Raw genomic sequence first — 13476 nt, 5'->3', positions numbered from 1 at the left:
GTGGAGAGCCAGGAACATCATTTCTCGCACACCGTCACCGATTTTCCGGGCGGCGAAAAATCCTTCGTCGAAATCCCCTTCCACGTTGGGCCGGAGATCGAGCGGATCGAGGTCTCCTACCTCTTTCCGGCAGGCAGCGGCGGCAGTGTGATCGACCTCGGCATCGCGCACGAAGGGCGGATGCGCGGCTGGACCGGGTCGGAGTATGGTCACATCACCATCGCCGCCGACCGGGCGACGCCGGGTTATCATCCAGGCCCCCTTGCCGGGCGCTGGGACGTGGTGCTGGGCATCGTCAAGATCGGGCCGGACTGCCGGGTCGACGTGACGATAAGATTGATCCCGCGCAGCACCCGCTGGCTGACCGGCGACATCCATTCCCATACCGAGCATTCCGACGGCGGCGTTCCCGTGGGCGACGCGATCCACCGGGCGCGGACGGCACGCCTCGACTTCGTCGCTCTGACCGACCACAACACCACCGCCCAGAACCGCGTGCGGCCCGACGACCCGGGTATGCTGGTGATCCCCGGCATGGAGCTAACCAGCTACTGGGGCCACACAAATTTCCTGGGCGTCGCCGATCCGGTCGAGGACTGGCGCTGCCGCCGGCCAGAGGACGTGGCCGAGCGCATGGCGGAGGCACGTGCGAACGGGGCGACCATCGTCATCAACCACCCTTTTCAGCGCTCCGCCGGCGGCAAGTGGCAGTGCGGGCTCGACCTCGATTTCGACGCCATCGAAATCTGGAACGGCCCCTGGTCGCCCTTGAACGCCGATGCCCTTCGCTTTTGGCAGGAATTGCTTACCGCCGGCCGGATCGTCCCGGCGACCGGCGGCAGTGATTTCCACCTCAAGAACCGGCGCCGGCACGGCCGACCGTCGAACAGGCTCCTGGCCTGCGGCGAGGCGGTGGCGGACGTGCTCGAAGCCATCCGGGCTGGGCGTAACGTCGTTTGCTTCGGCCCGGAAACGACGACGGCGGAACCGCTGGACAGAACCGCTGCGTTTGGCGAACGCGTTCCCGCCGGAGCGCCTTATGCAGTGCGATTTTCGGGGCTTGCGGCGGGTGACGAGGTGCGGGTCGTCACCGAAAAGGGAACGGTCGACGCCACTCGTGTGGAGCCAGGGCAGACGGAAATAATAAAAGAAGGGCGGGTGGATGGACGGTTTGCGCGCTTCGAGGTCTGGCATGGCGAGGAGCCGCGGCTTTTCACCAACCCGTTTTATGCCGCTTAGTACGGCCTAGGTGAAAGACCCATGGCGGTTCGGAAGAAGGTCGGCATAAAGGACATCTCGCGCGAGGCGGGGGTGGCGATCTCCACCGTCTCGCATGTGCTCAACGGCACGGCGCCGATCTCGGCCGAGGTGCGGGCGCGGGTGGTCGATGCGGCGCGTCGGCTCGGCTATCTGGCGGAGCGGCAGGCCAAGGCGACGATCACCGCGCTCGATACGGTGGTGCTGGCCGTTCCGGACGATGCCATCCCGGAGAACGAGATCAATCTCTTCTCCTGGACTGTGCTTAATGGACTGACGCGCGAGTGCGAGCGCCGGGGTGTCCGGCTGGTGCCGCTGACCGGCAATGGGTCGCTGACCGCCCGCAAGATCGTCGAGACCGCCCAGGCGGAGTCCGCCGATGGCGTTCTGCTTCTCAACGACGACCGGCGCGAGGTTTTGCATGGGATCTGCAACGCCGGCATTCCGGCGGTGCTCATCAACGGCGAAGACCAGGAAATGAAGATTGACAGCGTCACGCCCGGCAATCGCTTTGCCGCGCAACTGGCGACCAACTGGCTGATCTCGCAGGGGCACCGCACGATCCTGCACCTCACCTGGGAAGGGCGCACGACCATCAGGCGCCGCCGCGATGGCTTCATCGACGCCTTCAAGGCCAATGATTTGCCCCTCGCCGACGCGCGCGTGCTTCACGCGGGCGGGTACGAGCCGAAGCTCGGCGAAAAGGCGATCGCCCGCTGGCTCGCCGAGAGCGGAGGGCTCGACGGCGTGACGGCGATCTTCTGTGCTGCCGACAACCTTGCCCTCGGCGCCATGCGGGCGCTCCACGCGGCGGGTATCCGCATCCCCGAGAATGTCTCCGTCATGGGCTTCGACGGCGTGGCGCTGGGCGAACTGGTGACACCGCCGCTGACCACCGTCTACGTGCCGCTCAACCAGATGGGCCCGGAGGCGCTGCACCTTCTCGAACAGCGTGTGCTCGCCAACACGACCGAGCGCGCGGCGCATCGGCTCGAACTCGGTTGCAAACTTGTCATCCGCAGGAGTGTCGCCACGCTTGGCGGGTGAGGGAGCAGCTAATCAATTGAAAAATTTGCGCTCTCTTTTACGGTCCTTTCGCTGCGACGGCTACAGCGCTGGTGCGGGACCCTCCATGCAAGTATTTTCTGTTGATTCGTAACGAAATTGTCGCAATTGTATACTCTAACAAGTGGCGCAGCATGAGGCGGTGATAAGCCAGAAAGGCTGCTTCGACTGCGGGAGAGGAAAGCAGCAAAAGGGAGGACATGAAAATTTTTTCGTTATGTTTGCCGCCCGAACATCGGGCAGAGCCAGCGCCGGCGGATCGCCGCGCTTCCGCGCACACGCGCGTTCTTCTTCTCAAAACTAGTGAGGCAATGCACATGAGTGCCAAACGCACACTTGCCGCGCTCGCGATGGGCCTGATCTCCTCGGTGTCCTTCTTGACATCCGCCCATGCGTTTCAGGAAGCCCCCATGCTCGCCGAGAAGGTGGAGGCGGGCGAATTGCCGCCGGTCGATGAGCGGCTGCCGGAGAATCCCACCGTCGTCGAGGCCGTGGAGGTGGGACAGTACGGCGGCACCTGGCAGCGCGCCTACAAGGGGCCGGGCGATCGCTGGGGCCCCACGAAGCTGATGGAAGAGCGCGTGCTCAAATGGCATCAGGGCGAGGATGGCGTGCTCCGGCTGGTGCCCGGCTATATCGAGTCCTACGAGGTGAACGAGGATTCGACGGAATTCACCTTTACCCTGCTCAAGGGCCTGAAATGGTCGGACGGTGAGCCGGTGACGACCGAGGATGTGCGCTTTTGGTACGAGGACATCTTCCTCAATCCGGAGATCGTCCCATCGATCGATCCCACCTTCGCGCCCGGCGGCAAGCCGATGGAGGTCGAGATCGTCGATGAGCAGACCTTTAAGGTAAAGTTCGCCGAGCCCTATGTGTATTTCCTGCAGATCCTGGCGAAGGATTCGACCGGCGAGCCAAGCCTCGATCGGCCCAGCTTCCTGTTCCCCAAGCACTACCTCGCCCAATTCAACAACAAGTACGCCTCGCAGGAAGAGCTTGACGCGGCCGCCAAGAAGTTCGGCGTTTCCAAGTGGCAGGACCTCTGGGGTTCCAAGGGCGCAGTGACGGCCTGGTGGTCGAACCCGGAGCTGCCGGTCATCACCGCCTGGAAGATCGAGAAGCCGGCCCCCAGCGAGACGGTCACAATGGTGCGCAACCCGTACTATTATGCCGTCGACCAGGACGGCAATCAGCTCCCCTATATCGACCGCATCGAGCATAAGCTGTTCCAGGATCAGGAGAGCTTTAATCTCATGATCGTCCAGGGACAGATCGACATGCAGATGCGCTATGCCGAAGCCCAGGATTTCACCTTCTACAAGGAGAACGAAGAGAAGGGGAACTACCACGTGGGCAACGGCATCGCCGCGACGACATGGTCGCTCGTGCCCAACTACAACATGAAGGACGAGGTGCTGCGCAAGCTCTTCGAAGAGAAGGACTTCCGTCAGGCGCTCAGCATCGCAATCGATCGCGAACTGATCAACGAGCTGGGCTTCTCCGGCCTCGCAGAGGGGCGTCAGGCCGCACCCATTTCCGGGTCGCCCTATTTCCGGGAAGATTTAGAGACGCACTGGACTGAATACGACCCGGATATCGCCAACGAGCTGCTTGATGGGCTAGGGCTTGCAGAGCGCGACAGCGACGGCTTTCGTCTGCGACCAGATGGGCAGCGCCTTGCGATTGTGGTCGAGGCGAATGACGGGGCATACTCGACCGTCCTCGAACTGATCGCCGATAATCTCAGCGACGTGGGCATCGAGCTCCTTCCCCGCATCATCGACCGCACGCAGTGGGATTCGAACCGCGACAACAACGAGTTCCAGGTCCAGTATTATCCGTTCAGCCGCCTTTCCATCGTGCCGGCCGACCCGCGTCTCATGATGGGCAACGACAGCTACGCCCACCAGTACTACGTCTGGTACAGAACCAAGGGTGAATCCGGCATCGAGCCGCCGGCTGATCATCCGATCCGGCAGGTGTGGACGGCCTGGGACAAGGCGTCGACCGCAGGCACGGTCGAGGAAGCTGACGCGGCCGTCAACGAGATGATCGAGACCTTCGTCACGGAGGGCTGGGTCATCGGCCTCGTGGGCGAACAGGCCGCACTTGCCGTTCTGTCCAACAACTTCATGAACTTCGAGAATGGCAAGGTCGAAGACGACGTGACCCGCGGCGTGGGCCTGAGCCGCCCGCAGCAGTTCTGGATCAAGCAGTAGGCTTAATCCCGCTCCGGGAGAGGCGTGGCTGTCTTTCCCGGAGCAAAACGGGATAGATATCAGGTGGAACCGAAAGGTCGTGCCCTCGTCCTTCGACAAGCTCACGATGAGAACGGAGGCATGGCCGGGCTGTACAGCCTGCGACGTCGAGCTCTCACGCCAGCCCTGATGGTGGGCTTAAGCCTACCGGAGGGTCGACCATGGCGGCAAAGCCACCCCGGCATCGTTCAAGCCTCGATGTTCGAGAGCGGGCACGAACGCCAGCCCCCATGCTGAGCTTTTCGAAGGGCGAGGGCGGGATGCATGCCCATCAGGTGCCACGCTCTGGCTGCGGTTTCTCCGGCTGACAAATAATTGAGGGAAGCGAAGGATATGGTCGGATACATCGTCAGACGCACCCTTTGGGCGATCCCGACGCTCATCTTCGTGTCGTTCATCGCCTTCGTCATCATCCAGCTTCCGCCCGGCGACTATGTTACCTCCTATGCAGCACAACTCCGCCATGGCGGCGAGTACCTGACCGAAGTACAGGAGGCGGCACTTCGGGAGCAGTTCGGGCTCAACGATCCGGTGCTGGTGCAGTACTTGCGCTGGATCACGAATATTGTCTTCCGCGGCGATTTCGGCCATTCGCTCGAATGGAACGCGCCGGTCTCCTCCCTCATCTGGGATCGCCTCGGCCTGACGCTCGCCATCTCGACGCTCTCCATGGTCTTTACCTGGATCATCGCCATTCCCATCGGCGTCTATGCGGCAACGCGGCAGTATTCGTTCTTCGACTATATCTTCACCATCTTCGGCTTCCTCGGCAAAGGCATACCGGATTTCCTGCTGGCGCTCGTCCTGATGTGGCTCGGCTTCACCTGGCTCAACATGGATGTCGGCGGGCTCTTGTCGCCACGCTATCAGTCGGCACCCTGGACCATCGACAAAGTGCTCAACCTCCTCTCCCACCTCTGGGTGCCGGTGGTGGTCCTTGCCACAGGCGGCGCGGCCGGCCTCCTCCGCGTCATGCGCGCCAACATGCTCGACGAACTGGGCAAGCCCTATGTCGAGACTGCCTACGCACAGGGCTTGAGCGAGCGCCAGGTGGTCTGGGGCTACCCAGTGCGCGTGGCACTGAACCCCTTCATCTCCACCGTCGGGTGGGCCCTGCCGGCGCTCTTCTCCGGCGACGTGATCACGGCGGTGGTGCTCAACCTGCCGACCACCGGTCCGCTTCTGCTCCAGGCGCTCAAGATGCAGGACATGTATCTGGCCGGCAGCTTCATCCTCATCCTCAGCGTGTTCACGATTGTCGGCACGCTGGTCTCCGACGTTCTTCTGGCGTGGTCCGATCCGCGCATCCGGTATTCGTGAGGGATCGACCCATGGCCATCGAGACATTGGAAGCTCCCGTCACCGAGACCGCGCCCGGCCGCGAGGAGCAGCTCTATACCGCCAAACCCTGGACACTGATCTGGTGGCGCTTCCGCCAGCACAAGCTGGCGCTCACCTCGCTCATCTTCCTCGTGCTTCTGTGCGTGGCGGCGATCTTCGCCGATTTCATCTCGCCCTACACACCGTCCTCAATCGACCGGCTCAACACATTCTCGCCGCCGCGCGCGATCCATTTTTTCCACGAGGGCGCGTTCAAGGGGCCGTTCGTCTATGCGCTCAAGCGCACACGCGACCCGGAGACCGCACGCGTCACCTACGAGCCAGACCATGACGAAATCCTCCCGATCCGCTCGTTCGTACGCGGCGAGACCTATCACCTCCTCGGACTTTTCTCGACGGACCTGCACCTGTTCGGCGTCGAGCACCGGCGACAGCGGGTCAACCTGCTCGGCACGGATTCGCTCGGCCGCGACCTCTTCACGCGGCTGCTCTACGGCGCCCGCGTCACCCTCTCCGCAGGTCTCGTCGGCGTCGCCTTCTCCTTCGTGCTCGGCCTAGCGCTGGGCGCCATCTCTGGCTATTACGGCGGCTGGCTGGACGCGGGAATCCAGCGCCTGATGGAGTTCATCCGCTCGATCCCCACCATCCCCCTGTGGATGGGGCTTGCCGCCGCACTCCCCATCGCGTGGGATCCACTCTTCGTCTATGTCCTGATCACCATCATCCTGTCGCTGATCGGCTGGACGCATCTGGCACGCGTAGTGCGCGGGCGTTTCTTTTCGTTGAAGACGGAGGACTACGTTCTCGCCGCGCGCCTTGCCGGCGCTTCCGAATACCGCGTCATCACGAAACACATGCTGCCCGCCATGACGAGCTACATCATCGCCGCCATGACGCTCGCCGTCCCGGAGATGATCCTTGGCGAGACGGCGCTTTCCTTCCTTGGCCTGGGGCTCCGCCCGCCCGTCGTGAGCTGGGGCGTGCTTCTCCAGGAAGCGCAGAATCTGCGCACCATTTCGCTCGCGCCCTGGCTGCTCGCGCCGGGTGCCGCGGTGGTGCTCGTCGTGCTCGCCTTCAACTTCATGGGCGACGGCCTGCGCGACGCAGCCGACCCCTACGGCCGGTGAGGAGGCAAGCAATGACGATAGACACAACCCCCATGCCTCCCGAACGCCTCCTCGAGCTCGATGACGTTCACGTGCACTTCTCCATGCGCGAGGGGCTCGTGAAGGCTGTCAACGGCGTCTCCTATCATGTCGACCGAGGCGAAGTGCTCGGCATCGTCGGCGAGTCGGGCTCTGGCAAGTCGGTGACGGCCCGCGCCATCATGCGGCTTCTGGCCAAGAACGCGATCCAGGCCAGCGGCCACATCCGCTTCCGCCCCGAGCAGGGCAAGGAGGTCGAGATTTCCAGTCTCCCCCGTGACGGCCGCAAGATGCGCGAGCTGCGCGGCGGGCATATCGGCATGATCTTCCAGGAGCCGATGACCGCGCTCTCACCAGTGCACTCCATCGGCACGCAGATCATGCGCACGGTGATGCTGCACAAGCGCGTCGGCAAGGAGGCCGCCCGCGCCCGCGCCATCGAGCTTCTGGAGAAAGTGCAGTTGCCGAAGCCCTCCGAGATGGTCGACCGCTACCCGCACCAGCTTTCCGGCGGCATGCGTCAGCGGGCGATGATCGCGCTGGCGCTTTCCTGCGACCCGGCATTGCTCATCGCCGACGAGCCGACCACCGCGCTTGATGTCACCACCGAAGCCCAGATCCTCGAACTCCTGAAGTCTCTTCAAGAGGAAATGGGTATGGCCATCGTCTTCATCACCCACAATTTCGGCGTGGTGGCCGACATCGCGGACCGCGTGGCGGTGATGTATCTCGGGCGCATCGTCGAGACCGGCAGCGTCGACGACATCTTCTACCAGCCCAAGCACCCCTACACGCGCGCGCTGTTGCAATCGATCCCGCGGCTCGGCCAGGCGCCGGTGCATCGGCTCAAAACCATCCCCGGCATGGTGCCGGACCCCTTCAACGCACCGCGCGGCTGCTCATTCCACCCGCGCTGCGCCTATTCGGTCGCCGGGCGCTGCGACGTCTATGCGCCCGACGTGAAGCGGTTCCCGGATGATCAGTCCGCACGCTGCCATCTTGCCGGAGAACTGCCGGAGGAGGTGGTGCTATGAGCAGGACCGAGACAATGCCCAGCATGCCCGAAGATGCACTGATTTCCGTCTCGGGCCTCAAGAAATACTTCCCCGTCACGCGCGGCTGGCTGCAAAGGCAGGTGGGCGAGGTCAAGGCCGTCGACGATGTGAGCTTCAACATCAGGCGCGGCGAAACTTTCGGCCTTGTGGGCGAGAGCGGCTCGGGCAAGTCCACTGTCGCCCGCCTCATCCTCCGCGCCTACATGCTCACCGGCGGCTCCATCAAATTCCGCCGCGGCGACGGCAGCGTGGTCGATCTGTCGGACCTCTCCGACCGCGAGATGCGCCCGGTCCGGCGCGAGATGCAGATGGTCTTTCAGGACCCCTATTCCTCGCTCGACCCGCGCATGACGCTGCTCGATATCGTTGGGGAGCCACTGGTCATCCACGGCGTCGGCTCCAAGGGCGAAATCCGCGACCGGGTGGGCGAACTTCTGGGGCTCGTGGGCCTCAGGCCCGAGTATGCCGTGCGCTATCCGCACGCCTTTTCCGGCGGCCAGCGCCAGCGCATCGGCATTGCCCGCGCGCTCGCCCTCAACCCGAGCTTTATCGCAGCCGACGAGGCGGTCTCCGCGCTTGATGTTTCCGTGGCCGCGCAGAACATCAATCTGTTGCAGGATCTGCAGGAGAAGTTCGGCCTCACCTATCTCTTCATCACCCATGACCTCGGCATGGTCGAGCACATCTCCGACCGCATCGGCGTGATGTATGTGGGCCGCTTGGTAGAGCTTGGCGACACAGCCGAAATCTTCGAAAAGCCGCTGCACCCCTACACCGAAGCGCTGCTTTCAGCCGTGCCGCAACCGGACCCGCGCCGCCGCGAAAGCGGCCGGCGCATCGTCTTGAAAGGCGAGATCGCCGACCCGGCCAACCCACCCACGGGCTGCACCTTCCACCCGCGCTGCCCCTATGCCACCGACCTTTGCAAGAAGGAGGTTCCCGAACTTCGCCCCGTGCGCGGCCGTCAGGTACGCTGCCATTATGCCGAAGAGCTCGATCTTGCCGGGGTAGGCGCATGACGGTGGCCCTCGCCTTCAAGGGTGAGCTTGAGGAATTGGACGCCGGCGCGCACGGCGCCGACCACGCCATAGCGCGCGCTCACACGCCTCTCCTGATGCTCGACCAGGCCGAGCCCTATCCGCCGCTCGCCATGGGCTACACGATATTCCGGGAGCCAGGCCAGTCGCCCTCCTCGAAATTCCAGGTCAGGCCGCTTGGCGGCCCGGCCATCGAATATGCCGTCTGGTATGACTGGGACATCCAGCACATGTACGACCTGGAGCATGTGTGGGTCTATCTAGACGAGATTGGCAAGGTCATCCGGGTGGAAGCCTCCCGCCACGGCAAGCGCCTCGAAATGACCATAGATGGCGGGCTCTGCCGCATGCAAGGATCGCGGCCGGTGCTTTATGCCGAAGCCGGCAAGCACGCTCATTGGGTCGATCCCGCCGAGATGAAGGAAAAGACCGGGCGGCTGCTCTCCGCGCTGTGCAACGAACTCTCCGCATGGGAAGGCGTGCACCTCGGCAATGTCTTCGCGACAAGTGGGAGGATCACGCCCACCGCCTTCGACCACAGGCTGGCCAAGCTCAAGATGAAGGCGGACGCCTTCGAGCCCTCTTTTGCGTTTACCGGGAACAGTGACCAAGGGCAGGGCGTCTCTCTCGTCCCGTGGGGCATTCTTGAACGCTGGATACCAGCGCGGATCGCCAGCTTGATCGTCCGGCTTCCGCAAGACATCCCCCACATCCGTGCCGTCCTGTTCGATTGCGGCGATACAATCGCCGACGAAGCGACCGAGGAGAAGCTGCCGGGCAGCGAGGTAGTGGTGCGTGCGGAGCTTATCCCTGGGGCAGGGGAAATGGTGCGCCAGGTGGCGGCAGCCGGCTACCGCCTCGCGCTTGTCGCCGACGGTCCGCGCGAAACCTTCGAGAACATCCTGAAGCCGGCTGGCCTCTGGGACCTTTTCGACGCGCACATCATTTCCGGTGACGTGGGCGAACCGAAGCCGTCGCCGAAAATGTACGCCGCCGCTTTCGAACAGCTCGGTCTCGAAAAGGCGCAAGCCGGATCGACGGTGATGATTGGCAACAATCTCTCCCGCGACATCAAGGGTGCCAACGCCTTCAGAATTACCAGCATCTTCTTCGGCTGGTCGCGCCGGCGTACGCACGAGCCTGCCGAAGACGGCGAGCGGCCCGACTTTTCGGTCTTCACACCGGCAGACGTCCCCCCCCTGCTTCACGAGATCGAAGCGGCTATGCAGCAAGAAGTTCTGGCGGAACGTCCCAAAGCTGGAGGAGCCGAAGCGTGAGCGCGCTCGCGAAGGGCAGGGACGGCATGGCCTCCTTCCCCGTGGGTCCCGGAGAGACGGTGACCACCTGGGAGGTTTCGCCGCTCGAGGCGGCCTACTATCCAGGCACTGCCGCCCCCGCCGCCGACCGCGTCAATTACCGCTTCATCAACGGGTTTGTCGATGTGGGAGACCTGCCCTGCCGCCTCGCCTGGTGGGCCGAGGTGAAGGTTCGCGAAGTGAGGCTCGAGACTGATTGGCCCGTGGAAAGCATCAATCTCCCAGGCTTCAACCGGCGGCTGGAATTTTCCGGCTTCTGGCACCGCCCGACGCGGCTTGCCCGCTGGTGCCGTAGCTTTCTGGTCCCGCCCGAGGGCGGGGACTACCGGTTCCGGCTTGCCACCTGCGGCGGGATCCACATCTGGGTGGACGGCAAACTTGCGGCGAAGTTCGAGCCCTTCACCCGAAACACCGAACATACGATAGAGATCGCACTGCCGCTAAAGCCGGGTGGCAGCGAAGTCGTCATGCTGACGGAGGATTTAGCCGAGCGCGACACCAACTGGTATGTCGAGCTCACATCGCTCTCAGGCGAGGCGCTCCAGTCGAGCGTGCCGGGCGGGGCGAGCGAGGCGGACATGGCCACCCTGATGGCCCTCGCCAAAAGCGTCCGCCCCGAGCACGAATTCTTCACCGGCGGCGAATTGGTGCTCGCCTTCGACCAGCCGGCAACGACCGACGTGACAATCACCGGTCGCGTCCAGCAAAGCGTCCATATGCGCCACAAGCCGCCTCTCTTCACGGCAGAGGCGGTGCTGAAGGCGGGAACCGACCGCGTGGCGCTCGCGGGCATCGACGGGCTGCCCGATGCCTATCATCCGCTCGACCTCACCTTCGAAATCGGCGATGCGCGTGTGGAGCGGCATATCGGTTTTGCTCTCCTGCGACAGACGACACCGCCACCGCACGCCCCCGACCTGCAATCCCGCAAGCGCGAGGCACTGTCCTTCGCCGCCGCTCATGGCGATCTCCGCGCCGGGCGGGCGCTCGCAATGTTGGCGACCGGTGCTGCGTCCGATCAGACTCTGGAAGCGATCATCCTCGACACGTTGGCCATGATCGAGGAGCGGCGCGACTGCTCCGATTTCGTCATGGTGCCGCTGCTTTGGCTCTATGGCGCCTACAACGACCAGCTGCCGACAGAGCTTGCCAAGCGCATTCGCCGCTCCGTCCTAGAGTACCGCTACTGGGTGGACGAGCCGGGCAACGACGTCATGTGGTTCTGGAGCGAGAACCACGTGCTGTGCTTCCACGTTTCGCAATATATGGCGGGACGACTTTTCCCCGGCGACACCTTCACCGCCTCCGGCCGCACCGGCCGTGAACAGGCTGCACTCGCCACCGAGCGCCTCAGCAAATGGTTCGATTCTGTGGAGGCGCACGGCCTCGCGGAATGGAATTCTGCCGCCTACTATCCGATCGACTTCATCGGCCTGATGGCACTCCAGTATTGGGCGGACGGCGAGCTTAGGGCACGCACGGAGAAGCTTCTCGACCGGCTCTTCACTATGATCGCCCTGCACACGCTGGGCGGTGTGTCGGCCGGCACCATGGGCCGCGCCTACGACAAGGAGCTGCGCGCCGGCCCGCTCACCGAACTTTCCCCATTTGCCACGGTCGTCTTCGGTGAAGGTTGGCTCAACAACGGCGTCGCTGCGCTGCCGATGTTCGCCGCGAGCGACTATACGCCGCCCGAGGGGCTTTCCCGCTACGTCTCGCCGCCGGAAGGCGCAGCGCTGACGGCGCACTACGTCCAAGGCTACGATGGCGGAGCCAAACTCGCCCTCTACAAACGCGCCTCCGTGCAGCTTTCCATTTCGGTCGACGGTCAGCCAGGTCACAAAGGACACCAGCAGCACGTGCTGGACGTCCTGTTCGCGCATCATCCCTTCGCGCGCGCCTGGATCAACCATCCCGGCGAGGATGATCCCTGGGGCCACCAGCGCCCCTCCTACTGGGCCGGCAATGGCGTGATGCCACGCGTCGCACAGTACGAGGACGCAGCCCTCATGCTCTATGACCTCGGTGAGACGCCGCGGGTGAATTTTAGCCACGTTTATGCGCCCGACGATGGCTTCGATGAACGTATTCTGAAAGACAATTGGCTCATCCTCCGCGCCGGCCGCGGCTTCGCCGCCTTTACCGCCTCTGCGCCGATCAAGCCGGTGAGGGAGGGGCCGGGTGCCGGGCGCGAGTACCGTGCGTATGGGACGAGGGCCGCCTGGGCGGCGCTGGTGGGAGAACTGCCGCCGGGTGCCGACGCCTCTGCCGTCGCAAGAACCCTAGCGGGCACCTCCCTCGCATTCGACGCCGGCGCCACGCGCGCGACGCTCACCCGCACCGGCAGGGCGGCACTTTCGCTCGATTATGTGCGAGGGTTATCCGTCGACGGCGCACCCTTCGTCTTCCCCAATCCTGGGATCGAGCCGCTAATCTGCGAGATCTCCGCGCCAGCTCTCTGATGATTGTGGCTTTTGTCCTTCAGGATGCGGTGGGTAGGAACGTGCGCGCCACTCATCCCTTCCGCGCATCACCGACAGGGCGGGCAGGTGGCGCATGTTATCAAAGATGCGATCGGGCCCGTTTCGAATGCGGCCTTGAGGCCGGCGGGGCTGTCCTCAACGACAATGCAGTTGGCCGGCTTCACGCCCATCATGTTTGAGGCGTGGAGGAAAAGGTCCGGCGCCGGCTTGCCGTTCGCCGCCATTGTGGCGCTATAGATGTGCAGCTCGAAATGGGAGAGCAGGCCAAGCGGTTTCCTCTTTTCCTGGAATTGCTTTAGCAGCCGTCAGGTCGCCGTTATCCCCCCATCTACGGCAAGCGCCTGTCCGGTCATGAAGCTGTTGCCCGGTTCGGCGGCGAAAAGGATGACCTTCACCACCTCGTCCACCTCCGCCAGGCGCCGCATCGGCACGCCGCGTGTCAGGCCCGCCTCGGCCCTTTCGGTCCTGGCGGGCGTCATCTTCAGCACTTCCGTTACCATGTCCGTGCGCGAGAAG

General features: G+C 63.8%; 10 protein-coding genes and 1 pseudogene. 9 read left to right on the top strand and 2 right to left on the bottom strand.

Going from position 1 to position 13476, the window contains the following annotated elements:
* The 9 genes from N5A92_RS24630 (at nucleotide 1) to N5A92_RS24590 (ending at nucleotide 12939) form a co-directional block, all read left to right on the top strand.
* Nucleotides 1–1239, top strand: coding sequence for a CehA/McbA family metallohydrolase (locus N5A92_RS24630; protein ID WP_260907057.1), 1239 nt, complete (start codon nucleotides 1–3; stop codon nucleotides 1237–1239).
* A 21-nt stretch (nucleotides 1240–1260) separates the two neighbouring features.
* Entirely contained in the window at nucleotides 1261–2304 is a 1044-nt protein-coding gene (locus tag N5A92_RS24625) for a LacI family DNA-binding transcriptional regulator (protein WP_260907056.1), read from the top strand.
* Between the two features lie 335 nt (nucleotides 2305–2639).
* Nucleotides 2640–4544: an ABC transporter substrate-binding protein gene (locus N5A92_RS24620; RefSeq protein WP_260907055.1), complete on the top strand. Its 1905-nt coding sequence runs from the start codon at nucleotides 2640–2642 to the stop codon at nucleotides 4542–4544.
* Between the two features lie 372 nt (nucleotides 4545–4916).
* Complete coding sequence (locus N5A92_RS24615) at nucleotides 4917–5903, top strand: ABC transporter permease (protein WP_260907054.1); 987 nt, start codon at nucleotides 4917–4919, stop codon at nucleotides 5901–5903.
* Between the two features lie 11 nt (nucleotides 5904–5914).
* Entirely contained in the window at nucleotides 5915–7051 is a 1137-nt protein-coding gene (locus N5A92_RS24610) for an ABC transporter permease (protein WP_260907053.1), read from the top strand.
* Between the two features lie 11 nt (nucleotides 7052–7062).
* Complete coding sequence (locus N5A92_RS24605) at nucleotides 7063–8103, top strand: ABC transporter ATP-binding protein (protein WP_260907052.1); 1041 nt, start codon at nucleotides 7063–7065, stop codon at nucleotides 8101–8103.
* Nucleotides 8100–9143: an ABC transporter ATP-binding protein gene (locus N5A92_RS24600; protein ID WP_313958457.1), complete on the top strand. Its 1044-nt coding sequence runs from the start codon at nucleotides 8100–8102 to the stop codon at nucleotides 9141–9143. Before N5A92_RS24605 ends, N5A92_RS24600 begins: the two co-directional genes overlap by 4 nt.
* Nucleotides 9140–10438 (top strand): HAD family hydrolase, encoded by a 1299-nt coding sequence (locus N5A92_RS24595; protein ID WP_260907051.1) that lies wholly within the window; start codon nucleotides 9140–9142, stop codon nucleotides 10436–10438. Before N5A92_RS24600 ends, N5A92_RS24595 begins: the two co-directional genes overlap by 4 nt.
* Entirely contained in the window at nucleotides 10435–12939 is a 2505-nt protein-coding gene (locus N5A92_RS24590; RefSeq protein WP_260907049.1) for a hypothetical protein, read from the top strand. Before N5A92_RS24595 ends, N5A92_RS24590 begins: the two co-directional genes overlap by 4 nt.
* A gap of 116 nt (nucleotides 12940–13055) precedes the next feature.
* Here the strand turns inward: N5A92_RS24590 and N5A92_RS24585 are convergent.
* Both N5A92_RS24585 and N5A92_RS24580 read right to left on the bottom strand, forming a co-directional pair.
* Nucleotides 13056–13226: pseudogene (locus tag N5A92_RS24585) on the bottom strand (HAD-IA family hydrolase); the annotation flags it as partial.
* Nucleotides 13227–13265: 39 nt separating this feature from the next.
* The coding region (locus N5A92_RS24580) for an SDR family oxidoreductase (RefSeq protein WP_260907048.1) at nucleotides 13266–13476 on the bottom strand (211 nt) is incomplete at its 5' end.

Source organism: Chelativorans salis (assembly GCF_025336525.1).
GTDB classification, from domain to species: Bacteria; Pseudomonadota; Alphaproteobacteria; order Rhizobiales; family Rhizobiaceae; genus Chelativorans; species Chelativorans salis.
This window is presented reverse-complemented; position numbering and strand designations above follow the sequence as displayed.